This is a genomic window from Streptomyces sp. WMMB 322 (genome assembly GCF_900090145.1).
In the GTDB taxonomy this organism is placed as follows: Bacteria; Actinomycetota; Actinomycetes; order Streptomycetales; family Streptomycetaceae; genus Streptomyces.
This window is the reverse complement of the sequence record NZ_FMHI01000008.1, coordinates 189,129-211,875: the sequence shown is the minus strand read 5'-3', so window position 1 is coordinate 211,875 and position 22,747 is coordinate 189,129. Positions and strand designations below refer to the sequence as shown.

Below are 22,747 nucleotides of genomic sequence, written 5' to 3'. Positions count from 1 at the left end.
GTCGGAATCTTGGGATCAGACCCGCGGCGCGTGCTGCGTACGTACGACCGCGGGCTCGGGGACATCTGATCCGCCTGGCCGGTGAACGGCTGGGAGAGTCCATGCCGAAGGCCGGGGGATCGCGGGCAAGGCACCGGCACAGCCCTAGCCGGCGGGGTGAGGTGCACCGCGTCCGGTGCTGTCGGTGCCGCGACCGGCCTCCTCCGCGAGGCTGGTTCCGCGCTGGAACGCTGCCATCAGGCCCGGATTGTGTCCTTGCGCCGCAGCGTCCCACTCGGCCTCCGCCCGCCCGCCGCGGTCGGCGGGCGCCTCGCGCAGTTCGGGTACGAGGTGTTCCTGGCGGCGGCGCCTGGGCAGTTCGGGGCGATCACTGTTCGCTGCCGCACCGCCGGCGGGCCCGGAGCGTTGCGGCCGGGCCTGGAAGCGGGGCTGCGCACCCTGCCCCGCGGCGGAGGACGAAGAAGCCGACGGGGACGGGGAGGCGGACGGGGACCGCTCGGGCTGGGGCAGCGGCTGCCGCCCGGAGTAGGAGTGGGCGGGCGACTGGGGGCCGGGCTCGTACGGGAGCCTTCCGGGCTCCGCCGGGCGGCGGGCTCCGGGGGGAGCGGCACCGGGCGTGCCCGGCGGGGAGGGCGGGCGCTCGTGCGGGTGTTCGGTGCTCTCCGTCCTCGCGGGCGGCAGGGGCGCCGTGTCACTCGTGGCACCGTTCGCCTCCGCGGTGCCGTGGGCACGCGCGCCGTGCGCGGCTCCGGACTGTTCGCCGGCGGCGGGCTCGTCGCCGAGCACCTCACGCGGGAGCACCAGGACAGCCTGAATGCCGCCGTAGATGTTGCTCTGCAGCTGCACGACGATGCCGTGCCGCTGCGCAAGCGCCGACACCACGAACAGCCCGATGCGACCGTCCTGGAGCAGCTCCCCGACATCGATGCGGTCGGGGTCGGAAAGCACCGCGTTCATGCGGTCCTGTTCGGCGACGGGCATCCCCAGGCCGCGGTCCTCGACCTCGATGGCCAGACCCGCCGTCACATGCTGCGCGCGCAGCAGCACCTGGGTCTGCGGTGCGGAGAACACCGTGGCGTTCTCGACGAGTTCGGCGAGCAGGTGGATCACGTCGGCGACGGCGTGGCCGCGCAGGGTGCCCTCGATCGGCGGCACGAGCTTGACGCGGGGATAGTGCTCGACCTCGGCGATGGAGGAGCGCAGCACCTCGGTCATGGTGACCGGACGGCTCCACTGGCGGCGGGACACGGCGCCGCCGAGCACGGCGAGGTTCTCCGCGTGGCGCCGGATGCGGGTGGCGAGGTGGTCGACGTGGAAGAGCCCCTTGAGCAGGTCGGGGTCCTCGACCTCGTTCTCCAGTTCGTCGAGGAGCTCGATCTCGCGGTGCACCAGGGACTGCAGACGGCGGGCGAGGTTGACGAAGACCTCGACCTTCTCCTCGCTGCCGCTGGAGTTGCTGCGCACCAGTGCCACTGCGTCGGTGACGGCCCTCTCGGCGGCGTGCTGGGCGTGGGCGAGCTCGTACGTGAGCAGCTCGAACGCCTCGGCGTTTGGGGCGGGTTGGGGCGGCAACGGCCTGAGACCCGCAGAGGGGCGCTCCCCCCGCTCCAGAGCGCTGAGCAGGGCGCGGATCTCGGAACGTCCGCGTGCCACGGAACGGCGGAGCACGGTGTGGCGCTCCAGTGCGTCGCGGGACTGTGCGGTGGCGAAGTGCGCGGCACCGAAGACGACGCCGCAGACGAGAAGGAGCGCAGCGCCGAGGATGCTCCAGAGCACGGCGCCGTCGGCACCCTGCGCGGGCGAGCCCGAGGCACCCGTGCTCCCCTCGACGCTCATGACGTACGCCACCACCGCGGCGCCCGCCACGGCGACGATCACCGCGGGAAGGACTGCCAGGCGCACCATGCTGTGCCGGAGCGCGGTGTCGCCCTGAGTCAGCGGTGCCGGGGAGCGTCCGTGCCGCCGCCGGGAGCCGCTCGCCGCGGCCGCACCCGGGGCTCCCGGTCCGACGTGCAGGGTCGCTCCGTCGGATCCCGGCGTAGCGACGGGCAGCGGGGCGTTCCCGGCGCGGGGCCCGGAGGCGTGCGCGGGACCGGGTGCTCCCCTTCCTGACTGCACCGCATGGCTCGGGGGTTCAGGCATCGGATTCCTCGGTTTGACTTGATGTCTGCTGGTGGGCCTCTACGAAGCACGAGCACGGTGGCGCATGGACTCGGGCAGAGCCACGGACACGCTAGTGCGCACAACCACTCATCGCGGACGCAGATGACATATTCGCCACCCTTCGCCAGCTCCTTAAGAGTGAACCTCGCAGCCGTTTGTGCGGGGCACGCCAGGTGATCGTAACGCCCATGAAGGGCCCCACAGTTACTCTTCGCCACGCCTACTCGGAAGCGGGCATGCCCGCCAAGGGAGCTGTTCAACTCTGCGCCGAACAAGTCGAGTTCGTTTCCACAAACGCGCTGATCTGCGAAATCGCCCGCTTCAGGGCCTTGTTGGACCCACCGGCCGACCGTACCGGGCGGCACCGGCACCATCGTGACGAACCGTTTCCGGATCGGAATAAATCCGGCCGCCCGGTTTCGGAAAGCGAACCGGGGCCAAGTGCCCATACGCATATATCGGGGACCCTTGACCGCTTACTGACGCAGGCATATTCACCGCATGCACACGCACTCGCCACTCAATTCACAAGCTCGCATAATGGGCCGGAAATCGACCCCCGGAGAGGCGTTTCAGAGCACGGACGCACTCCCCTGGCACCCCTCGCGTCCGGCCGGGCACCGTGCGTCATCTCCCGTCCCCGCATCTCCGGTCCCGCACTCCCCCATGTCGTATCGTCGGATCGGGCACCGGCTGTCGCGCAGACGAGGAGCATCCGTGAGCCAGCAGTCCACCGAACCCACGTTGACCGGGGTACGCAATTTCCGCGACCTCGGCGGAATCCCGACGGCCGACGGGCGCCGGGTGCGGCACGGAATGCTCTTCCGCAGCGGCCACCTCGCCCACGCGACGCCGGAAGACGCCGCGTTCCTGGGCGGCCTCGGGCTGCACACCGTCTTCGACTTCCGCAACTCCGCCGACCAGGCCCTCGAGGGCCCGGACGTGGAGCTGCCGGGCGTGCGCAACCTGAACATCCCGCTGTCCGACCCGGCTGACGGCGCCGAGTTCTGGAAGATGGTGCGCGACGGCGAGCTGGAACAGCTGCGGACGGTCCTGGCGGACGGCCAGGGCGCGGCCCGCATGATCGCCTCGTACCGTTCCATGATCAAGAACCGCACGGTGGAGCACAGCCGGATCCTGCACTCCCTCGCGGAGGACAGCGTCCCCGCGCTGATGCACTGCGCGGCGGGCAAGGACCGCGCCGGGCTCTCCGTCGCGGTGACGCTGCTGGCGCTCGGCGTGGAACAGGAGGCGATCGAGGAGGACTATCTGCAGTCCAACTCCCCGCACCGCCGCTACAAGATGCACCGCGGTTCCCAGGGCTCCGTCTCCCCCGAGGTGGCGGAACTGCTCTCACCGCTCTTCGACGCGCGGGTCGCCTATCTGCACGCCGCCCTCAACACCATCGACGAGATGTGGGGCGGCGTCGAGCCGTACCTCACCGAGGGGCTCGGCCTGGAGCGGTCCACGCGCGAGCGTCTCCGGGAGAGGCTGCTCGAGGAGGGCTGACGGGGGCGGAGCCTGTCTCGTCAGCGGTTCGCCGCCGCCTGTCTGATCAGGTTCCGCCCGAACTCCCACATCAGGCCGCCACCGTCGTGGGCCTCGTCCATGATCTCCTTGAAGGCATGGACGAACCGGTCCACCTCCGGCTCGCCGATCACCAACGGCGGTGTGAGCTTGATGACTTCGAGTTCGTCCCCGGAGACCTGAGTGAGGATGCGGTGCCGCTGGAGCAGCGGCACCACCACCATCTGCGCGAACAGTCCCTTGCGTGCCGCCTGGAGCATCGTCCAACGCCCCCGCAGTTTCAGGGACTTGGGCCTGCCGAACTCGATGCCGATCATCAGGCCGCGCCCGCGCACCTCGTGCAGCATCTCGTACTCCCCGACGAGCGCCGCGAGCCGGCCGCGCAGCAGGTCACCCGTGCGGCGCGCCCTGGCGGTGAGGTCCTCGTTCTCCAGGACGGCCAGGGTCGCCAGTCCGGCGGCCATCGCCTGTGCGTTGGAGCCGAAGCTGGCCGAGTGGATCTGCACCCGGTCCATCGAGGAGTAGACTTTCTTGAAGATCCAGTCCTTCCCGAGCGTCGCGCCGACGGGTACGTAGCCCCCGGAGAGCGCCTTGGCGACACACACGAGGTCCGGCCGCACGTCCGGCTCGTGCTGGTGGGCGAAGAAGTCCCCGGTGCGCCCCAGCCCCGTCTGCACCTCGTCCACGATCAGCAGCGCACCGTGGCGGTGCAGCAGTTCACGGGCGGCGGCCAGATATCCCGGCGGCGCGGCGTGCACGCCCTTGCCCTGGATCGGCTCGACGATGAGCGCCGCGACCCCGCCCTTCTTCAACTCCCGCTCCAGAGCCTCCAGATCACCCAGCGGCACGGCCGTGTCCGGCAGGAGCGGGTCGAACCCGCGCCGGAAGACCGCCTCCCCGTTGACGGACAGCGAACCCGTGGTGAGCCCGTGGAAGGCGTGGTCGCAGTAGAGGATGCGCGGGCGGCCGGTGGCGTACCGGGCGAACTTCAGCGCCGTCTCGACGGCCTCCGTGCCGCTGTTGCCGAAGAACACCCGCTCCATCCCGGGCGCGTGGGCGAGCAGCCGCTCCGCGAGGAGCCCCGGCAGCGGGGGGCAGTCGAAGCGGGTCAGGTCCGCGAGCTGCGCCTCCAGAACGTCGTGCAGTGCCTGCCGCACGACGGGGTGATGACGTCCGATCCCCATCACACCGAACCCCGCGAGCATGTCGAGGTAGTCACGGCCCTCGGCGTCGAAGAGCCGTGCCCCCTCGGCCCGTTCGTAGACCTTGTCGAAGCCGATGGTCCGCAGCATCCGCGGCTGCTGGTGGTTCAGGTGCCGCGCGTGCAGCTCGTAGCGCTCGGCTCCGCGCTGCGCCAGCAACTCGGTGAGGTCGAAGTCGCTCATCTCCCGGCCCCCTTCACGGTGTCGGTTGCCTTGTGGTGATACGGGCGGCATGGCGTGCCACCGCGCCGCGGAGGTACGGGCTCAGGCCCGTGCGGTCTCCCGGGCCGCACGGAGCGACTCCTTGAGGGAACCCATCGTGGCCAGCACGGCGGTGGGTTCGTAGCCGCAGTGCGCCATGCAGTTGGCGCAGCGGTCGTCACGGCCGCGGCCGTAGGCGTCCCAGTCGGTCTCCTCGATGAGTTCTCTGTACGTGGTCACGTAGCCGTCGCTCATCAGGTAGCAGGGCCGCTGCCAGCCCAGGAGGGAGTAGTTGGGGATCGCCCAGGCCGTGCAGGGGAAGTCCGCCTTGCCTTCGAGGAAGTCGAGGAAGAGGGGACTGTGATTGAGCCGCCAGCGGCGCCTGTTGCCCCCTTCGAAGGCCTTGCGGAACAGCTCGCGGGTCTGCTCGACACCCAGGAAGTGCTCCTGGTCCGGGGCCTTTTCGTATGCATAGGCGGGCGAGATCATCATCTCGTCCACCTTCAGGTCGTCGTTGAGGTAGTCGAGCACCTCGATGACGGTCTGAGGCGTGTCGGTGTTGAAGAACGTGGAGTTGGTCGTGACGCGGAACCCGCGCCGCTTGGCCTCCTTCATCGCCTCGACCGCCTCGTCGAAGACGCCTTCCTTCGCGACGGATTCGTCGTGCCGCTCGCGCAGCCCGTCGATGTGCACCGCGAAGGCGAAGTAGCGGGAGGGGGTGAACTCATCCAGCTTCTTCCGCAGCAGCATGGCGTTGGTGCACAGGAAGACGTACTTCTTCTTCGCCACCAGCTGCCTGACGATCTCACCGATCTGGGGGTGCATCAGCGGCTCGCCGCCGGCGATCGAGACCATCGGCGCACCGGACTCCGTCACCGCGCCCACCGCCTGCGCCACCGGCATCCGCTGCTTGAGGAGTCCCGCGGGGTGCTGGATCTTCCCGCATCCCTCGCACTTCAGGTTGCACGCGAACAGCGGCTCCAGCTCCACGATCAACGGGAACTTCTCGCGGCCTCGCAGCTTCTGCCGGAAGAGGTAGCTGCCGATTCGGACGGTCTGACGCAGAGGCATGGCCATGACTCGCTCACCTCCAGGGGAGCAGCAAGGATCGGTGCCATTCGAGGAATGCGGGCACAACTCCGCTGAGCATGCGGAATGCCGATATTCCACCTCGCAGTGTCCCGAGACGGATCAGTTCATGTCCGGGCGCGTCCACCACCACCCGTACGGCCGCAACGGGACGTCTCCGCTCCGGCGCCGAGGGGTCCGGCCCGCCGGACGCGCCGCGCCGTCCGGCGGGCGTCGTGGCGGTGCGGAGCGTGGCGGCCGACTCCATGTCGGCGGCGACGGCGGAGGTGGCGGTGCGCAGGGCGGAGCGTGAGGGCCCGCGCACGATGTGCGCGGAGCCGGCGAGCGGCCCCACGTGCACCGTTCCGTACGGACGCAGCGCCTCGGCCAGCAGCTCCGTGCGGGTGCACTCCGTGCGGCCCCACGCGTCCCGTGTCTCGTCGGCCACGACGAGGTCGCCGGGATGCATGCCGGGCAGGAGCCCGGCGCAGAATCCCGTCGCCACGACGGCAGTGCCACCGGCCTCCGGCTCGTCCCGCAGCGCCCTTGCGACCGCGCGCCCGGCGGCCAGCGGACCCATCCCGGTGCGCAGTACGGTGACCGGCCCGGCCGCCCCTTGCTGGATGACGCCGAAGCGACGCAGCGCGAGCCGCTCGATGCCCATCGCGCAGGCGATCAGGAGAGGGCCGCGGTCACCGGAGACCGTCATCTCTCGTCCTGCCGCCCGGTTCCGGTGCCCGGGCCGTGCAGGTAGCGGCCCAGGGCGGTGAGCGGGAAGACCTGCCGGTAGAGGTGGTAGTTGATGGAGAAGTCCCACGGGAATCCGGTGCCGGTGAAGTGCGGCTCGTCCCAGGTGCCGTCCGCCCGCTGCGTCCGCACGAGCCAGTTGATCCCCTGCTCCACCGCCATCGAGTCCCGCTCGCCCGCCGCGAGCAGTGCGAGCAGGGCCCAGCCGGTCTGCGAGGCGGTCGAGGTGCCGCGTCCGGCCCACTCGCGCTCCTGGCCGGGACGGTAGGAGCGCAGGTCCTCGCCCCACCCGCCGTCGCCGTTCTGGACGCTCTCCAGCCAGTAGACGGCGCGGCGGACGGCCGGGTGGGAGGGCGCGAGCCCCGAGGCGACGAGCGCGGGCACCACGCAGCCGGTGCCGTAGATGTAGTTGACGCCCCAGCGTCCGAACCAGGCGCCGCTGACCTCCTGTTCGGACAGCAGCCAGGAGACGGCCCTGCGCACCCGTGGGTCGTCGCGCCTTCCCTCGGCGGAGAGCATCTCCACCATGTGCGCCGTGACGTCGGCGGAGGGCGGGTCGATGACTTCGCCGAAGTCGCAGAAGGGGAGCCGGTTGGGGAAGGTGCTGTCGTTGTCGGCGTCGAAGGCGCCCCAGGCTCCGTTCCTGGACTGCATGCCCAGGCTCCAGCGCACGGCCCTGCGTACGGCGGTCTCCACACGCTCCTGGTCGTGATGACGTACGCGGCGCAGGGCGAGGACGACCTCGGCGGTGTCGTCGGTGTCTGGGTAGTTGTCGTTGTGGAACTCGAAAGCCCAGCCCCCCGGCGGCAGTTGGGGCTTGCGTACGGACCAGTCGCCGCGCCGCAGGACCTGCTCGCCGAGCATCCAGCCGGCCGCCTTGACGAGCGCGGGGTGGTCGGGGGCCAGGCCGGCGTCGGCGAGGGCGATGGCGGCCAGGCAGGTGTCCCACACCGGGGACTGGCAGGCCTCGACCATCCGCATCGGACCGTCCTGCTCCTCGCCCTGCCCGCCGCCCCGGCCCGGTTCGTAGCGGACGGTGAAGTTGTCGAGGGCCGCCAGGCCCGCCCGCATGACCGGGTGGTCCAGGTCGTAGCCGAGCAGGCGCAGGGCGATCAGCGAGTACACGGCGGGAGGCTGGATGCCGCCCCAGCAGCCGTCGTTCTCCTGCCGCTCGACGATCCACCGGGCGGCGCTGCGCAGCGCGGCCCGGCGCAGCGGGCGGGAGGCGACCTTGCGGTAGGCGTGCAGGCTCCGGTCCAGGCGCTGGAAGAAGCCCTCCCAGGTGGACGCGGGGGCCATCGGCCGGGGAGGGTTCGGGCGGGCCGGGTCGCGGTGCAACTCGTCCAGCGAGAACGGCGCCGCACGGACGGGGCGCTTCGCGCACACCACGGTGAGCGGGACGATCGTCTGCCGGGCCCAGCAGCCGAAATCGTAGATGTTGAGCGGGAACCACTTCGGCAGCCAGATCATCTCCGGCGGCATCTCGGGCAGGTCTGCCCAGCGCCACCAGCCGAAGAGCGCCAGCCAGATCCGGGTGAAGACCCGGCTGGCGACGACTCCGCCCTGCTCGCGCACCCATGCCGCGGCCCGCGCCATGTGCGGTGCGTCCGGGGAGTCCCCGGCGAGCCGCAGCGCGACGTACGCCTCGATGGTCGTCGAGAGGTCTCCCGGACCGCCGTGGAAGGTCGCCCAGGTGCCGTCCTCCCGCTGCCGGGACCTTACGAAGCGGGCCGCCTCCCGCGTCGTCTTCTCGTCGCGGATGCCGAGGAACTCCCGCAGCAGCAGGTCCTCGGCATCCATGGTGACGTTGGTCTCCAGGTCGCCCTTCCACCAGCCCGCCGCGTCCTGCCTGGCGAGCAGGTCCTCCACGGCGAGGGCGGTCGCGTGTTCCGCTCGGCCCACGAGGCTCTCGGGAGCCGCCGGCACCGCGGTGGCGGCCATGGCCCCGGCGCCACTGTCCGTCGTCGCTGTCATCTCAATACCTTCCAGAGGACCCGGCGACGCGGCGAGCGCCGGGGTGCGGTCATCGCTGGCGTACGACGACGAAGTCGGCCAGCGCGGTCAGCTGATCGCGCACGTGCGCGGGCAGGTCGAGGGGCTGGAGGGCCGCGAGAGCGGTGGCGTGCTGCCGCTGCGCCTCCCCCGAGGTCCACTCGCGGCCGCCCGCCTCCTCGATCAGCGCGGCACGCGTGGCGAACTCCGCCTCGTCGAAGTCCTCGATCTCGGCCTGGCTCTTCTTCGCGTCCGCCCGCATCAGTTCGGCCAGACGGGTGGCGGCGGGGGGGGGCGAGGCGAGCGCGGCCACCACGGGCAGGGACTTCTTGCGCTGCCGCAGGTCGCTCCAGGCCTGCTTGCCCGTGGCATCGGGGTCGCCCCAGATGCCGAGCAGGTCGTCGACCGCCTGGAAGGCGAGCCCGAGGTGGTAGCCGTAGGACTCCAGCGCGTCGGCCGTGGGGTCGTCGGCCCCGCCCAGCACCGCGCCGATGGAGACGGCGCAGGCCAGCAGCGCACCGGTCTTGTTGCCCTCCATCTCCAGGCATTCCTCGACCGTGACCTGCTCGCGGTGCTCGTAGGAGATGTCCTGCGCCTGCCCGTCGATGAGCTTGCGCGTGGCCCGCGTCAGCCGCCGTGTCGCGCGGCCGGCCTCGGGGGTGCCCGCCTCCAGCAGTATTTCGTTGGCCAGGGCGAAGAGCGCGTCGCCGACGAGGATCGCCTGCGCCGGGCCGTGCACCTTCCAGACGGTGTCGCGGTGGCGCCGCTGCTCGTCCCCGTCCATCAGGTCGTCGTGCAGCAGGGAGAAGTTGTGCACCAGTTCCACGGCGACGGCGCCGGGCAGGCCGGTCTCCGGCGGCGCCCCGGTGACCTCGGCCGAGAGCAGGGCGAGCGCCGGGCGTACGGCCTTGCCGCCGTCGGCCTCCGAGGGGCATCCGGCCTCGTCGATCCATCCGAAGTGGTAGGCGGCGACGGTGTCCATCGGTGGAGCGAGCCGCTCGACCGAGGCGCGCAGGAGCGGGGTGGCGAGGCGCTTTCCTCGCTCCAGCAGAGCGCTGACGCTCGTGTTCTCGACGACGGGTTGCTGGTTCGCCGTGGTCACGGGGTCTCCTCTGCGTTCGGTGCCGTGCGTGCGGGTACCGCTGACCGCGGTGCTGCTGTGGGGGAATCCTGCGGTGTCGTCCGTCTGCGTCGGCCGGACATGCCGTCTGTGTCGGCGCTGATCATGCCACCGCCCTCTCGTGTGGTGCCGGGTACCTGATCATTGTCGTACCGGCGGCCCATGACAGTGAGAGCTTCCCTGGCGGCGGTCATTCCACTCCGTACGGCGCCCTCCATCGTCGCCGGCCAGCCGGTATCGGTCCAAGCTCCGGCGAGGCAGACACCCGGCGCCGCGGTGCGGGAGGCGGGGCGCAGCCGTCCGACGCCGGGGCGCGGGTCGAAGGTGGCCGTGCGTTCGCGGGTGACGAAGAAGTCGACGACGCGGGCGGTGCGGGCCGCGGGCAGCAGCCGTGCCAGTTCCGGCAGGTACCGCTCCCGAAGGGCCGCCACGGACCGGTCGATCTCCCCGTGCGCGGCCGACTGGGAGACGGCGAGGTACTGGCCGCCGCCGAGGCCCGAGGGGCCCGTGCGGTCGAAGACCCACTGGACGGGTGATCCGAGCGCGGCGAAGAAGGGCCGACGCAGCACCCGGCGGTCGTAGACGACATGGAGGTTGAGGATCGGGGCGGTGCCGATCTGCAGCAGCCTCTCCGGCGACGGCAGCGCCCCCTCCGGCAGCAGCCCGTGCGCCTCGCGCTGGGGCACGGCCAGCACGACGGCGTCTGCGTAGTGCTCCGCGGCCGTTCCCCGCCCGTCGCCGGCGGAGACGGTCCAGCCTCCGCCGGGCGTCGCGGCGACGGCACGCACGCGGGTCTGCGTGAGGACGTTCACGCCTGCCGCACGCAGGGCTCCGCGGGCGAGCGTGTCGTGCAGGTGCCCCAGCGGCACGCGGGAGATCCCGATGTCGGCGGCACCCGGCGCGGAGAGCAGTCCCGTTCTGAAGACCGTCGCGGCGAGGCCCAGCGAGGCGTGCGGGGCACGGGCGTTGAGCGTGGCGGTGCCCACCAGGTCCCACAGGGCGCTGATCGCACGGTCGCTCTGGCCCTGCGCGCGCAGCCAGGTCCCGAAGTCGACGTCGTCCAGGGCCGGATCGGCCGGGTCGAGTGCGTCCATGGCGAGCGCCGCGCGGGCCGCCCTGCCTCTCTCGGCCGGTGTGAGGTGCCGGTAGGTGGCCAGCGACGCGGCCAAGTGCATCGGTACGGGCAGGCAGTTGCGTCGCAGCCTGCTCAACAGGGGCCGGGCGCCTGCCGCGTCGAGGACGGGCACATCGAGTCGGCGCTGCAGCGGTGCGAGCCCCACGCCGCCGATCCGCTGCAGGAACCAGGTGTAGGCGGTGCAGCAACGCAGGTGCACGTGCTGCCCGTTGTCGACGGTGAGCGGGCCGGCCGGCGAGTTCCGGCGGAAGGAGAAGGCGAGGCCGCCCAGCCGCGGACGCGACTCGAGGAGGGTGGTGGGCACGCCCGCGTCGGCGAGCCGGAGCGCTGCTGTGGCGCCGGCGATCCCGCCGCCGACGACAACGGCACGACGCTCGCGGGTGGCGTGAGCGGCTGCCGGCCCGGTGTCGGATCCGGTCATGCGCGTGCGCTCCGCCTCGCTGCGTGCCGTGCGTCGACGCCGGTGAGCCCGCGCACGGCGACGTACGCCTTCTGCCTGTTCGGGAGCGAGACACGCTCGCGCAGCACCGCGTGCGGATCGGCGGCGATACGTTCCAGCAGACGGTGGTAGATGCCGGCCATGGCGGCGACGCAGGCACCGGATCTGCGGTCGAGCAGCGGCAGCAGCCGGTATCCCTGCGCGAACAGGGCGCGGGCGCGCTGCACTTCGTGATGGACGAGTCCCCTGAAGTCGCTGCCGGGCTGCGCCTCGCCGTTGTGGAAGTCGGCGGAGCAGCCGAACTTCTCAAGATCCTCGGCAGGCAGATATGTACGTCCGTGAACGGCGTCCTCCCTCAGGTCCCGGAGGATGTTGGTGAGCTGGAGCGCCAGGCCGAGAGTGTCGGCGTACTCGGGGGCGCGGACCGCGTCGCCCACACCGGGAAGAGTTCCGAGGACGCCGAGAGAGAGCCGGCCGATCGCACCGGCCACGCACCGGCAGTAGACCTCCAGCTCCTCCCAGCTGTCGTACCTGGTGCCGCGCACGTCCAGCAGGACTCCGTCGATCAGTTCGTCGAGCCCGCCCAGTGGGACAGGGTAGCGGCGTGCGGCGTCGCTGAGCGCGACCGCGACGGGGTCGGTGTCGTCCTGGTCGATGGCGCCCTCACGGATGCGTCCCAGCAGCTCGCGGGTCTGCTCCAGCCTGGCGATCTTCAGGGACTGGTCGAGAGGGCCGTCGCCGATGTCGTCGACGCGCCGTGAGAATGCGTAGAGCGCGGACATCGCCCGGCGCTTCCCGGTCGGGAGCAGCCGGATTCCGTAGGCGAAGTTGCGGGCCTGCTGGCCCGTGACGGACTCGCAGTAGTCGTACGCGGCCGCCACCGACGGCGGCACGTACGGTACGGGCCGGGCTCTGTCCACGGTCCGCTCACCCCTCTCGTCGCAGGGTTGCGGCCACCTCGCGCAGCAGCCCGCGCGTGGTGGCCCGGGGAGGTCCTGGGAGTACGTCGTATCCGGCACGGCTCAGGGCGCGGAGGACGGCGCGTCCACCGCCCGTGAAGCCCGCCAGCAGCAGCCTCAGGCGCCCGCGGACGCTGGCGGCGAGCGGGTCGCCCGACGAGAGCAGCACGCGGGCACGGTCCGCCTCGAAGGCCAGCAGGGCACGAACCGACGCGTTGGCACTCGGGGCGGCCAGGTCGGACTCGGTGACGTGGAAGCGGGCCATGTCCTCGGCGGGAAGGTAGATGCGGTCGCGGCCGAGGTCCTCGGCGACGTCCTGGAGGTGTTCGACGATCTGGAGCCCGGTGCACACGTCGTCCGCGTAACGGATCCGCTCGGGGGTCGCGGTTCCGGTGATGGCGAGGACGAGGTGGCCCACGGGGTTGGCCGACAGCTCGCAGTAGCCGAGCAGTTCGGTGTGGTCGGCGTAGCGGCGGACCTTCTGGTCCTGGCGGTTGGCCTCGATGAGGGCGAGGAACGGTTCGGGCGTCAGGTTCCGGCGGCGCACGGTCGGAGCGAGGGCCCGCAGCAGGGGGTGTGCGGGGGCGGGACGTCCGGCTTCGAAGAGGCCGCGCAGGTCGGCCTCGAACGCGTCGAGCATTGCGAGCCGGTCGGCTCCGGCCTCGCTGCCCCATTCGGGGCCGAGCCCCAGGTACTTCGCGTCGAGGCCGCCGGGGGCGAGATCACCGTCGCCGATGTCGTCGACGAGCCGCGCGTACCCGTACACGGCCATCAGGTCGTAGCGCCACTCACGCGGCAGGAATCCGGGCGCCACTGGGAAGTTCTCCCGCGTGGCCTTGGCGAGGACGGCACGCGCATGGGCGTCCGCCTCCGCGCTCACCACGTGCTGCCAGAAGCCATTGCCGTCACATCTCCGTTTCTACACCGCTGGGTCAAAACATCCTATTTCGGACACGCCGCTCCAGCACGGCGGCGAGGGGCGGCCCGCAGCAGCCCCACGCGCGGCCCCGAACGGGCAGGCAGGGCGCGGGTCCGGCCCGCCGGGACTGCCGGTGAGGGCGGCACACGCACCGGCGGGCGCCCGGCGCGCGGGAACCCGCGACGGGGCCGGCGAAGTCGCGCTCCGGCCACGGCATGCGTCGCCCGGCGGGCAGGGACGAAGCAGCCGTCACGCGCGGCCTCTCCAACCGGGCGGGCCGTGACGCCGGCGGCGGGGCTCGGGCGGGGGCTGCCTCGCCGTCGCCGTCAGCGAGGTGCCGCTTCCGCGGACGGCCCGGGCGGCGGGTCCGGCGGTCCGCGCCGTGGCCGGCGCGGTGGTTCCGGCGCGGTGGTTCCGGCGCGGTGGTTCCGGCGAGCCGGGGAAGCTGCCCGGCAGGGCCGGTACCGGAGGGGAGGGCCGCCCCGGAGCGTGCCCGGCCCGGCCCGCCCGGCGCGAGCAGGGGGCTCGCGAGGTACGGGACCGGCGCAGGGGACCGCGTGCGAGGGCCGTCCGGTCAGGCCCGGCCCCGGACGCGAAAGCGGCGGCCGGCCCGGAACCAGGTCCGGACCGGCCGCCGCCTCAGCTGCCGGGTGGCGCGCGTGAGCGGGCCTACTTGCCCGTGAACTTCTCGTACTCCTTGAGCACTTCCTCGGTCGGACCGTCGTGCACGAGTTCGCCCTTCTCCAGCCACAGCGTCCGCTCGCAGGTGTCGCGGATCGACTTGTTGTTGTGGCTGACGAGGAAGACCGTGCCGGCCTCCTCACGAAGCTGCCGGACGCGCTGTTCCGAGCGGCGCTGGAACTTCTTGTCGCCCGTCGCCAGCGCCTCGTCGATCATCAGCACGTCGTGGTTCTTCGCGGCGGCGATGGAGAACCGCAGCCGGGCCGCCATGCCGGAGGAGTACGTGCGCATCGGCAGGGTGATGAAGTCGCCCTTCTCGTTGATGCCGGAGAAGTCGACGATCCCCTGGTAGCGCTCGGCGACCTCCTCGCGGGACATCCCCATGGCCAGCCCGCCGAGCACGACGTTCCGCTCGCCCGTGAGGTCGTTCATCAGTGCCGCGTTGACTCCGAGCAGCGACGGCTGGCCGTTGGTGTAGACGCGGCCGCTCTCGGCGGGCAGCAGGCCCGCGATGGCGCGCAGCAGCGTCGACTTGCCCGAACCGTTGGAGCCGATCAGGCCGATGGCCTGGCCGCGGTAGGCGGTGAAGCTGACGCCCTTGACCGCGTGCACCTCCCGGACGCTGCCACCGCCCGGCTTGCGCCGGATGATGCGGTTCAGCGCCGCCGTGGCACTGCCCTTGCCCTTCGCGCCTCCGTAGACGCGGTAGACGATGTGCAGGTCCTCGGCGATGACGGTGGGGACCCACGGCTTCTCCGTGGCGGGGCCCTCCGCCTGGTGGATCACATCTGTCTTCTCCTGGGTGTCCTCAGCCACGGCCATAACGCTCCTCCGACTTCCAGAAGAAAACAAATCCGCCGATGCCGACGAGCACACCCCAGCCGAGCGCGAGCGCCCACACGTGCGGCGGGAGGGACGAGGCGGGGTAGCCGTCGATGAACGCGAACCGGATCAGGTCCATGTACACGGCCGCCGGGTTCGCCTGGAGCACGTCGATCATCCAGGCTGGTGCGTCGATCCTCGAGAGCTGGTACGGCAGGAAGAACATCACGCCGGACGCATACAGCCAGGTCCGTGTGATGAACGGCATCAGCTGGGCCAGGTCCGGGGTCTTGCTGCCCAGCCTCGCCATGATCAGGGCCAGGCCGGTGTTGAAGAGGAACTGGCAGAGCAGCGCGGGGAGGATCAGCAGCCAGGACCAGGCCGGGAAGTGCCGGAACGAGACGAGGATGACGACCAGCACGATCATCGAGTACAGCAGCTGCTGGAGCTGCTGCAGGCAGATGGAGATCGGCAGGGACGCCCGCGGGAAGTGGAGCGCGCGGACGAGGCCCAGGTTGCTGGAGATGGCGCGCACCCCGTTGAGCACCGAGGTCTGGGTGAAGGTGAAGACGAACACACCCGTCACAAGGAACGGAATGTAGTTCTCCTGGCCGCCCGGGATGCCTTTACGGCCGCCCATGATCACGCCGAAGATGAGGAAGTAGACAGCGGCGTTCAGCAGGGGCGTGACCACCTGCCACACCTGGCCCAGCTTCGCCTGGCTGTACTGGGCGGTGAGTTTGGCCCTGGAGAAGGCCAGGATGAAGTGGCGTCTCGCCCAGAGCTGCCTCACATACTCCGGCAGCGAGGGCCGGGCACCGCTCACGGAGAGCCCGTACTTGGCCGCCAGGTCGGCCGGGGACAGACGGTCGTCCGGGGTGGGCGGAGGCTTCACGCCCACAGCACCGCCGTGCGTTGTCTCGGTCACGTTGGAAACTTTCGTCCTCACACGCGCAAGTGAACTGGAAGAAGTGATGGTGCTGGAGACGAGCTTGTCAGATCACGGGCGGGCGACCTAGTCGGGTCAGCCGCCACACGGTACGCCAGCGCATCGGCCTGCGCGGGCCGCACGGCTTGGCCCACCCCTCCCGGAATCCCCCGAGCCAGGCGCGCAGGGCCGGGCGCGAGGGGCGGCGGGCGAGGGTGAGGAACAACCAGACGCCGAGGTAGACGGGTACGAGCAGGGCCGGCAGGTTCCGGCGGGCCAGCCACACGCGGTTGCGGGCGACCATGCGGTGGTAGACCGCGTGCCGGCTGGGCGCCGTCGTGGGATGGTGCAGCACCATGTCGGCGCGGTAGTCGATCGACCAGCCCGCGTCCAGGGCCCGCCAGGCGAGGTCCGTCTCCTCGTGGGCGTAGAAGAACTCGTCCGGCAGTCCGCCGACTTCGGCGATGACCCTCGTACGGACGGCGTTGGCGCCGCCGAGGAAGGTCGTGACCCGGGAGGAGCGCATCGGGTCCGCGGCGCGCAGCCTGGGCACATGGCGGCGCTGGGTCTCGCCGGTGTCCGGGTCGGCGATGCGGAAGCTGATGATGCCCAGCGCCGGGTCGGCGGCGAAGGCCTCGCGCACGAGCTCGGCGGTGCCGGTGTCCGGAAGCAGACCGTCGTCGTCGAGGAAGAGCAGGGCGTCGACCTCGGCGCCCGACGGGCCGAAGGCCTCGATGCCGACGTTCCGGCCTCCGGGGATGCCGAGATTTTCCGGAAGCTCGACCGTCCGTACACCTTCCGGCAACGCGGGCAGCGGCGCACCGTTACCGACCACGACGGTCTCGATCGCGTCTCCGTCCTGCTTGGCGACGGAGTCGAGCAGCGCCCGCAGTTCCTCGGGGCGGTTGCCCATCGTGAGGATGACGGCGCCGAGCCTCGGGGTCTGTGCGGACCGCTCCGGGCTCTGCTGCGGCATGGTGGCTCCCTCCGTCACTTGAGCCTGCTCGAGGCGAGGATGGACACCAGATGCAGCAGCGTCTGGACGACGGCGATCCCGGCGAGCACGGCGACACCGAGCCTGGTGAAGAACAGGTCCCCTCCGACCTCGTCCAGGACCGCGAGGACCAGGATGAGCAGCGACGCCTCGATTCCGAGGATCAGCCGGTGGAACTGCAGCGCGGCGGCGGCCCTGCGGGCCAGCGCCACCCCCGACGAGCGGGGCTCGCTCGCGGCCTCCTTCACGGGCGGCAGCCCGCCCTGGTGGCGGGCCACGCCGACCAGATCGGTCTCGGCCTTGATCAGTACGGCACCGAGCGCGGCGAGGGTGCCCAGGAACGCCCACAGCCAGTCGATCCGGCCGCCGCCCCACAGGTCCGCGGCGCGCAGGCCGAAGCCCAGCAGCACGGCGGCGTCGCACAGATAGGCCCCGACCCGGTCCAGATAGACCCCGGCGAGCGAGTACTGCTGCTTCCAGCGGGCGAGTTCGCCGTCCACGCAGTCCAGCAGCAGGTAGAGCTGGACCATCACCACGCCGAGCACGGCCCCGCCGATCCCCGGCAGCAGCAGCGCCGGGGCGGCGAGGACGCCTGCGAGAGTCATCAGGTAGGTCAGCTGGTTGGGCGTGACCCCGGTGTTCACCAGGTGCCGGTCCACGCGCAGGGAGACCTCGCGCATGTAGAGCCGCCCGGCCCAGTGCTCACCGCTGCGCCTGTCCTTCACGCCCTCCGGGTGAACGACCGGACGGAGTTCAGCTACTGATGGCTTGTGCATAGTCGAGGTATGCGTCCCTGATCTGGTCGGCGGACAGGTCGAGGTGTTCGAGGATGGTGTACCGCCCGGGCCTGGTCTCCGGGGCGTACTCCGTCACTTTCACGAACTCGTCCTCGTCGAAGCCGATTTCGTGAGGCAATACGGGGAGGCCGTGGCGCCGGAGCACCTCGACCATGAGCATCGACATCTCCCGGTCGCCCCGCAGGAACGTGGCGAACGCCGCCCCGAGACCGCACTGTTCGCCGTGGCTGGCAGCGCGCTTGGGGTAGAGCAGGTCGAAGGCGTGGTTGATCTCGTGGCAGGCACCCGAGGCCGGCCGGCTGTCACCGGCGACCGACATCGAGATCCCGGTCATCACCAGCCCTTCGGCGAGGACTTGGAGGAACGCGTCGTCGCCGACGCCGCCGGGGTGACGCAGCACGGCCTCCCCCGCCTGGCGGGCCATGGCCGCGGCGAGGCCGTCGATGTCCTCGCCGCGCACCGTGTGGGCAAGCTCCCAGTCCCGTACGGCGGAGATGTTCGAGACCGCGTCGCCGATGCCGGAGCGTACGAACCGCGCCGGTGCCTCCCTGATGACGTCGAGGTCGATGACGACGGCGATCGGGTTGGGCACACCGTAGGAGCCGCGTCCCGCGTCGTTGTCGAGGGTGGCGACCGGCGAACACAGGCCGTCGTGGCTGAGGTTGGTGGCCACGGCGACCAGCGGCAGGCCGATGCGCGCCGCCGCGAACTTGGCACAGTCGATGATCTTGCCGCCGCCCAGGCCGACAACGGCGTCGTAGCGCCCGGACTTCATGGAGTCGGCCAGCTGGATGGCGTCGTCGATGGTGCCGCCGCCGACCTCGTACCAGTCGGCGCTGGGGAGGGCGGGGGCGAAGCGCTCACGCAGAGCCGCGCCCGAGCCACCGCTGATGGCGAAGGCGAGCTTGCCGTTCGAGGAGATCCGCTGATCGGCCAGCAGGCCCGCCAGGTCGTCCAGGGCGCCGCGGCTGATGTCGACGACGACGGGCGACGGAATGAGGCGGGTCAGTACTGGCATGCGATCTCCCTGCCCTTGGCGAGGTCGTCGTGGTTGTCGATCTCGACCCACTTCACGTCGCCGATCGGCGCGACGTCGATCTTGAAGCCGCGATTGACCAGCTCCTGGTAGCCGTCCTCGTAGTAGAGCTGCGGGTCGCGCTCGAAGGTGGTCTTCAGCGCGTCGGCCAGCTCCTCGGCGGCCTCGGGCTCGATGAGGGTGAGGCCGATGTACTCACCGCTCGCCGTGGCCGGGTCCATCAGCTTGGTGATCTGCTGGACGCCCTTCTCCGGGTCGGTGACGACCTTCATCTCCTCCTCGTCCAGGTGCTTGACCGTGTCGAGGGCGAGGATGATCTTCTGGCCGTTGCCGCGGGCGTCGAGGAGGGTCTTCTCGACGGAGACGGGGTGGACGGTGTCGCCGTTGGCGAGCAGCGCACCCTGCTTGATCACGTCGCGTGCGCACCACAGGGAGTAGGCGTTGTTCCACTCCTCGGCCTTGTCGTTGTCGACGAGGGTGAGCTTGACGCCGTGCCGCTTCTCCAGGGCTTCCTTGCGCTCGTACACCGCTTCCTTGCGGTAGCCGACGACGACGGCGACGTCGGTGAGGCCGACGGCCGCGAAGTTGGCCAGGGCGATGTCGAGGACGGTCTGCGACTCCTCCTCGCCCTCGGGGCCCACCGGCACGAGTGCCTTGGGAAGGGTGTCGGTGTAGGGGCGCAGACGCCGTCCGGCGCCGGCGGCCAGCACGAGGCCGATCATGCGGGTTCTCCTGTTTCGTCGTGTACGGCGGGTGCTTTGGAGGACACCCAGAAACGGATGCTCTCGATGAGCACCACTGCCGCGACGACCACGGCGAGCGTGGTCAGCGCGATGGTGAAACCTGTCGGGCCTGGGCCCTGCTCCGGGCCGCGGCCTGCGCCGGAGGCCCAGAGGGCCGCGGCGAGGGCGACGACCAGGGCTCGTCCTTCGTGACCCCCGGTCGCACGGACAAGCCAGTGCGGAGGCGCGCCGGTGCCGCCGCGGATGCGGTACACCGTGTCGTAGTGATGGTAGGCGACCGCCGCCACCAGCCCGAAAGCGGCGGGCAGCGCGCCGTTCACCCCTGATTGTTCCGCCCGCGCCGCAAGGACAAGCACAAGCACGTATTCCGCAGTACGGAAGACGGGCGGGGCGAGCCAGTCCAGTGGGCCCCTCAGCGGGGCGGCGACGGCGAAGCCGGAGGTCAGGGCATAGGCGAGGGCGGCCACGCACGGCCAGACGCTGCCCAGCGGCGTCCACAGCGCGGTGGCCAGCAGCGCGGCGGTGCCGAGGAAGGCGACGGCCGGAGGGCCGTACCCGGGAAGCCGAAGATGTGCTCGGCGGGCCAGGGCCGCGAACCCCTCGGCGAGGGGGCCGCTGTCGGCGAGGTCGGCCAGGGCACGGGCGGCGCGGTCGGTGCGGTGCGCCTTCCGGGTGAGCGAGCGCAGCACGCGGCCCGCGGTGGTGTAGCAGGCTGCGAGGGCGCAGCCGACGAGGAGCACGACGAGCGTGATGCGGGGCGTGGTGCAGGCGGTCAGCACCGCGATCAGGGCCCAGCGTTCGCCGATCGGGAGCACGATCATGCGGCGCAGCCACACCGTCCACCCGACGTCGTCGAGCCGGGTGGAAAGGGCCGCGGTGGGGCTGGTGTTGGCCACGGCGTCGTGGTTGGCCTCGTTGAAGGAGAAGTCCACGACGTGGCGGACGGTCTGCAGCACCATCGCGCCGAGGGCCAGCGCCCATACGTCGTCGCCGCCGCGGGTCGCGCCGAGGGCGAGGCCCGCGTAGTAGGCGTACTCCTTGGCCCGGTCGAAGGTGGCGTCGAGCCAGGCCCCGAGGGTGGAGTACTGAAGGTCGTAGCGTGCGAGCTGCCCGTCGGTCGCGTCCAGCACGAAGGAGGCGATCAGCAGCACACCGGCGGCGACGAAACCGCCGCGCGTGCCGGTCGCGGCGCAGCCGGCCGCGATCAGCGCGGTCACCAGGGATGCGGTCGTGACCTGGTTCGGGGTGAGGCCGCGGCGTGCGCACCAGCGGGCGATGTAGCGGGAGTAGGGGCTGACGCAGAAGGTGGTGAAGAAGCCGTCCCGCGACTTCACCGCGTTGCGAAGGCGCACCGCCTCGTCGTCGACGCCGTCGACGGCGGTGCGTGCGGCCGTTCGTGCCTCCTCTCCCACCGGGGCGGCCGCGAAGAGGGGGCCCAGTTCGGGGCGGTGCACGGCGACGTCGCCGGCTTCCAGTGCGTCGGCCACGGCGTCGGGCAGGGTGCGCGGCGGCGCGGTGACCGCGCCCTCGTCGTCGGGTCCGGGGCCCGATGCCTCGGGTGCGGCGCCGGAGCCCGCGGAGTCCGCTTCGTGCAGGGCGCGCGTCAGCGCGCCGCGGGCCTGCGCCTGTACGGACAGGGCCCCGGTGACGGCACCCGCCGCGAAGCGGGGGTCGGTCAGCGCCAGCCGGAGGCTGTGGCGGTGGCCGACGAAGTGCGGGTCGACGAGCGCGACCCTCGCTCCCGCGGGGGCGGCGGCCACTGCCGCGGCCACCTGGCCCGTCTCCGCCGCGACCTGGACGTCGAACCCCAGCGACCGCAGGTCGCCCTCCAGCGGCGACCCCGCGACCGGCGGACCGGTGAGGATGGCGGTCGACAGTCGAACTCACTCCTTGGACGCTGGCACAGCGCATCTTCCGGCCTGGGGAGGGCCGGGCAGCGGGCATGGTGCGCCGTGGCCCGCACGGTGGCGGGCGGCGCGTCGGCAGAGGCTATCGGATCGCACGGGCGCCCTTTCATCGCGCGTTCACCGTGCGGGGGTTGCCCTGCCGGAGCACAGCATGGTCGATCTTGGTCGGAGCGCCAAATGCGGTTCCTGCCGCCTCCGCTTCCGGCTTCCGGTCCCCTGCGCACGCCACGGGCGCCGCGGGGACTCGTTCGGGTGGCGCCCGTGGGCGGGCCCGCCGCGAGCGGGGCCGCGGCCTGCACCGGCGTGCACGGAGCGCGGAACGGCCTCCCGGGCGGCGGATAGTCTGCCGTCATGACGTGGTTGATCACAGGCGGGGCCGGTTATATCGGGGCGCACGTCGCGCGGACGATGGCGGAGGCCGGGGAGCGGGCGGTCGTCCTGGACGATCTCTCGGCGGCGGTGCCGGAGCGTCTGGAGGGGATGCCGGGGCCGCAGCCCGTCCTGGTGCGGGGTTCGGTGCTGGACCGGGAGCTGCTGGACCGTACGTTCGCCGAGCACGGCATCACGGGCGTGGTGCATCTCGCGGCCCGCAAGCAGGTCGGGGAGTCCGTCGAGCAGCCGCTGCGCTACTACCGGGAGAACGTGCACGGGCTGACGGTGCTGCTGGAGGCGGTCGTCGCGGCGGGAGTGCGCCGCTTCGTCTTCTCCTCCTCGGCCGCCGTCTACGGCACTCCGGACGTCGATCTGGTCACCGAGGAGACGCCGTGCGTGCCGATGAATCCCTACGGTGAGACGAAGCTCACGGGCGAATGGCTCGTGCGCGCCGCGGGCCGGGCCGCCGGCCTGTCCACCGCCTGTCTGCGCTACTTCAACGTCGCGGGCGCCGCCGAGCCGCGGCTGGCCGACACGGGGGTCTTCAACATCGTGCCGATGTTCTTCGACGCCCTCACCCGCGGCGAGGCCCCGTTGATCTTCGGTGACGACTACCCCACGCCGGACGGCACGTGCGTGCGCGACTACATCCACGTCCAGGATCTGGCCGAGGCGCACCTCGCGGCGGCCCGCAGGCTGCCGGAGGCCGGGAGCGGCGGCGATCTCACCGTGAACATCGGCACGGGCAGGGGGCTGTCGGTGCGGGAGATGGCGGATCTCGTCGCCGAGGTCACGGGGAAGCGGGAGCCTGCCGCGAGAGTCGCTCCCAGGCGGCCCGGCGACCCGGCGCGCGTGGTCGCTTCGGCACAGCTCGCGGAGAAGGAGCTGGGCTGGGCGGCCCGCCACAGCGTGCGCGGCATGATCACCTCAGCGTGGGAGGGCTGGTGCCTGCGGCACCCCGGCGCACGCTGACCACGCCCGGCGTCCGCTGATCC

Annotated in this window: 18 protein-coding genes; 2 read left to right on the top strand and 16 right to left on the bottom strand. The window is 71.6% G+C overall.

Translation table 11 applies throughout. The features are described 5' to 3' along the window. Window positions 1-144: 144 nt before the first annotated feature. Window positions 145-2,142, bottom strand: coding sequence for a sensor histidine kinase (locus tag H180DRAFT_RS15465; protein WP_254666033.1), 1,998 nt, complete (start codon window positions 2,140-2,142; stop codon window positions 145-147). Between the two features lie 738 nt (window positions 2,143-2,880). On the opposite strand from H180DRAFT_RS15465, the gene H180DRAFT_RS15460 reads away from it, so the two are divergent. After that, entirely contained in the window at window positions 2,881-3,672 is a 792-nt protein-coding gene (locus H180DRAFT_RS15460) for a tyrosine-protein phosphatase (protein ID WP_055486641.1), read from the top strand. A 20-nt stretch (window positions 3,673-3,692) separates the two neighbouring features. Here the strand turns inward: H180DRAFT_RS15460 and H180DRAFT_RS15455 are convergent, their stop codons facing one another. The 15 genes from H180DRAFT_RS15455 to H180DRAFT_RS15385 all read right to left on the bottom strand — a co-directional run bounded on the left by H180DRAFT_RS15455 (window position 3,693) and on the right by H180DRAFT_RS15385 (window position 21,350). Beyond that, complete coding sequence (locus tag H180DRAFT_RS15455; protein ID WP_055486640.1) at window positions 3,693-5,075, bottom strand: aspartate aminotransferase family protein; 1,383 nt, start codon at window positions 5,073-5,075, stop codon at window positions 3,693-3,695. 81 nt (window positions 5,076-5,156) lie between these two features. Then, a complete protein-coding gene (gene hpnH, locus H180DRAFT_RS15450; protein WP_055486639.1) occupies window positions 5,157-6,170 on the bottom strand; it encodes an adenosyl-hopene transferase HpnH in 1,014 nt (337 codons plus the stop codon). A 7-nt stretch (window positions 6,171-6,177) separates the two neighbouring features. After that, window positions 6,178-6,870 (bottom strand): phosphorylase family protein, encoded by a 693-nt coding sequence (locus H180DRAFT_RS15445; RefSeq protein ID WP_055486638.1) that lies wholly within the window; start codon window positions 6,868-6,870, stop codon window positions 6,178-6,180. Further along, window positions 6,867-8,882: a squalene--hopene cyclase gene (shc, locus tag H180DRAFT_RS15440; RefSeq protein ID WP_055486637.1), complete on the bottom strand. Its 2,016-nt coding sequence runs from the start codon at window positions 8,880-8,882 to the stop codon at window positions 6,867-6,869. Before shc ends, H180DRAFT_RS15445 begins: the two co-directional genes overlap by 4 nt. 49 nt (window positions 8,883-8,931) lie before the next feature. Further along, complete coding sequence (locus H180DRAFT_RS15435; protein WP_055486636.1) at window positions 8,932-10,002, bottom strand: polyprenyl synthetase family protein; 1,071 nt, start codon at window positions 10,000-10,002, stop codon at window positions 8,932-8,934. After that, the gene (gene hpnE, locus H180DRAFT_RS15430; RefSeq protein WP_079100132.1) at window positions 9,999-11,576 is read right to left on the bottom strand and encodes a hydroxysqualene dehydroxylase HpnE; all 1,578 of its coding nucleotides are present in this window, start codon (window positions 11,574-11,576) and stop codon (window positions 9,999-10,001) included. Before hpnE ends, H180DRAFT_RS15435 begins: the two co-directional genes overlap by 4 nt. Continuing rightward, on the bottom strand, window positions 11,573-12,514 hold the full coding sequence (gene hpnD, locus H180DRAFT_RS15425; protein WP_055486635.1) for a presqualene diphosphate synthase HpnD: 942 nt from the start codon (window positions 12,512-12,514) through the stop codon (window positions 11,573-11,575). The genes hpnE and hpnD overlap by 4 nt, the downstream gene beginning before the upstream one ends. A 7-nt stretch (window positions 12,515-12,521) precedes the next feature. Then, on the bottom strand, window positions 12,522-13,436 hold the full coding sequence (gene hpnC / locus H180DRAFT_RS15420; protein WP_055486634.1) for a squalene synthase HpnC: 915 nt from the start codon (window positions 13,434-13,436) through the stop codon (window positions 12,522-12,524). 705 nt (window positions 13,437-14,141) lie between these two features. After that, window positions 14,142-14,975 carry an ABC transporter ATP-binding protein gene (locus H180DRAFT_RS15415; protein ID WP_055486633.1) on the bottom strand — a complete coding sequence of 278 codons (834 nt, stop codon included), beginning with the start codon at window positions 14,973-14,975 and terminating at the stop codon, window positions 14,142-14,144. After that, entirely contained in the window at window positions 14,962-15,903 is a 942-nt protein-coding gene (locus H180DRAFT_RS15410; RefSeq protein ID WP_055486632.1) for an ABC transporter permease, read from the bottom strand. Before H180DRAFT_RS15410 ends, H180DRAFT_RS15415 begins: the two co-directional genes overlap by 14 nt. A gap of 67 nt (window positions 15,904-15,970) precedes the next feature. Continuing rightward, window positions 15,971-16,879, bottom strand: coding sequence for a glycosyltransferase family 2 protein (locus tag H180DRAFT_RS15405; RefSeq protein WP_055486705.1), 909 nt, complete (start codon window positions 16,877-16,879; stop codon window positions 15,971-15,973). A 14-nt stretch (window positions 16,880-16,893) separates the two neighbouring features. Further along, window positions 16,894-17,673: a CDP-alcohol phosphatidyltransferase family protein gene (locus H180DRAFT_RS15400; RefSeq protein ID WP_074466829.1), complete on the bottom strand. Its 780-nt coding sequence runs from the start codon at window positions 17,671-17,673 to the stop codon at window positions 16,894-16,896. Next, window positions 17,651-18,712, bottom strand: a complete 1,062-nt coding sequence (locus tag H180DRAFT_RS15395; RefSeq protein WP_055486630.1) for an iron-containing alcohol dehydrogenase family protein — start codon at window positions 18,710-18,712, stop codon at window positions 17,651-17,653. The genes H180DRAFT_RS15400 and H180DRAFT_RS15395 overlap by 23 nt, the downstream gene beginning before the upstream one ends. Beyond that, window positions 18,700-19,452 carry a phosphocholine cytidylyltransferase family protein gene (locus tag H180DRAFT_RS15390; protein WP_055486629.1) on the bottom strand — a complete coding sequence of 251 codons (753 nt, stop codon included), beginning with the start codon at window positions 19,450-19,452 and terminating at the stop codon, window positions 18,700-18,702. Before H180DRAFT_RS15390 ends, H180DRAFT_RS15395 begins: the two co-directional genes overlap by 13 nt. Next, the gene (locus H180DRAFT_RS15385; RefSeq protein WP_055486628.1) at window positions 19,449-21,350 is read right to left on the bottom strand and encodes a DUF5941 domain-containing protein; all 1,902 of its coding nucleotides are present in this window, start codon (window positions 21,348-21,350) and stop codon (window positions 19,449-19,451) included. The genes H180DRAFT_RS15390 and H180DRAFT_RS15385 overlap by 4 nt, the downstream gene beginning before the upstream one ends. A gap of 381 nt (window positions 21,351-21,731) precedes the next feature. Here H180DRAFT_RS15385 and galE point away from each other — a divergent pair, with 381 nt between their 5' ends. After that, the gene (galE, locus tag H180DRAFT_RS15380) at window positions 21,732-22,724 is read left to right on the top strand and encodes a UDP-glucose 4-epimerase GalE (RefSeq protein ID WP_055486627.1); all 993 of its coding nucleotides are present in this window, start codon (window positions 21,732-21,734) and stop codon (window positions 22,722-22,724) included. Window positions 22,725-22,747: the final 23 nt, after the last annotated feature.

What these genes read in the sequence shown, in the direction of transcription:
- H180DRAFT_RS15465 (WP_254666033.1), bottom strand. Translation starts at nt 2,142, where the DNA reads ATGCCTGAACCCCCGAGCCATGCGGTGCAGTCAGGAAGGGGAGCACCC.
- H180DRAFT_RS15455 (WP_055486640.1), bottom strand. Translation starts at nt 5,075, where the DNA reads ATGAGCGACTTCGACCTCACCGAGTTGCTGGCGCAGCGCGGAGCCGAG.
- hpnH (WP_055486639.1), bottom strand. Translation starts at nt 6,170, where the DNA reads ATGGCCATGCCTCTGCGTCAGACCGTCCGAATCGGCAGCTACCTCTTC.
- H180DRAFT_RS15445 (WP_055486638.1), bottom strand. Translation starts at nt 6,870, where the DNA reads ATGACGGTCTCCGGTGACCGCGGCCCTCTCCTGATCGCCTGCGCGATG.
- shc (WP_055486637.1), bottom strand. Translation starts at nt 8,882, where the DNA reads ATGACAGCGACGACGGACAGTGGCGCCGGGGCCATGGCCGCCACCGCG.
- hpnE (WP_079100132.1), bottom strand. Translation starts at nt 11,576, where the DNA reads ATGACCGGATCCGACACCGGGCCGGCAGCCGCTCACGCCACCCGCGAG.
- H180DRAFT_RS15415 (WP_055486633.1), bottom strand. Translation starts at nt 14,975, where the DNA reads ATGGCCGTGGCTGAGGACACCCAGGAGAAGACAGATGTGATCCACCAG.
- H180DRAFT_RS15405 (WP_055486705.1), bottom strand. Translation starts at nt 16,879, where the DNA reads ATGCCGCAGCAGAGCCCGGAGCGGTCCGCACAGACCCCGAGGCTCGGC.
- H180DRAFT_RS15400 (WP_074466829.1), bottom strand. Translation starts at nt 17,673, where the DNA reads ATGCACAAGCCATCAGTAGCTGAACTCCGTCCGGTCGTTCACCCGGAG.
- H180DRAFT_RS15395 (WP_055486630.1), bottom strand. Translation starts at nt 18,712, where the DNA reads ATGCCAGTACTGACCCGCCTCATTCCGTCGCCCGTCGTCGTCGACATC.
- H180DRAFT_RS15390 (WP_055486629.1), bottom strand. Translation starts at nt 19,452, where the DNA reads ATGATCGGCCTCGTGCTGGCCGCCGGCGCCGGACGGCGTCTGCGCCCC.
- galE (WP_055486627.1), top strand. Translation starts at nt 21,732, where the DNA reads ATGACGTGGTTGATCACAGGCGGGGCCGGTTATATCGGGGCGCACGTC.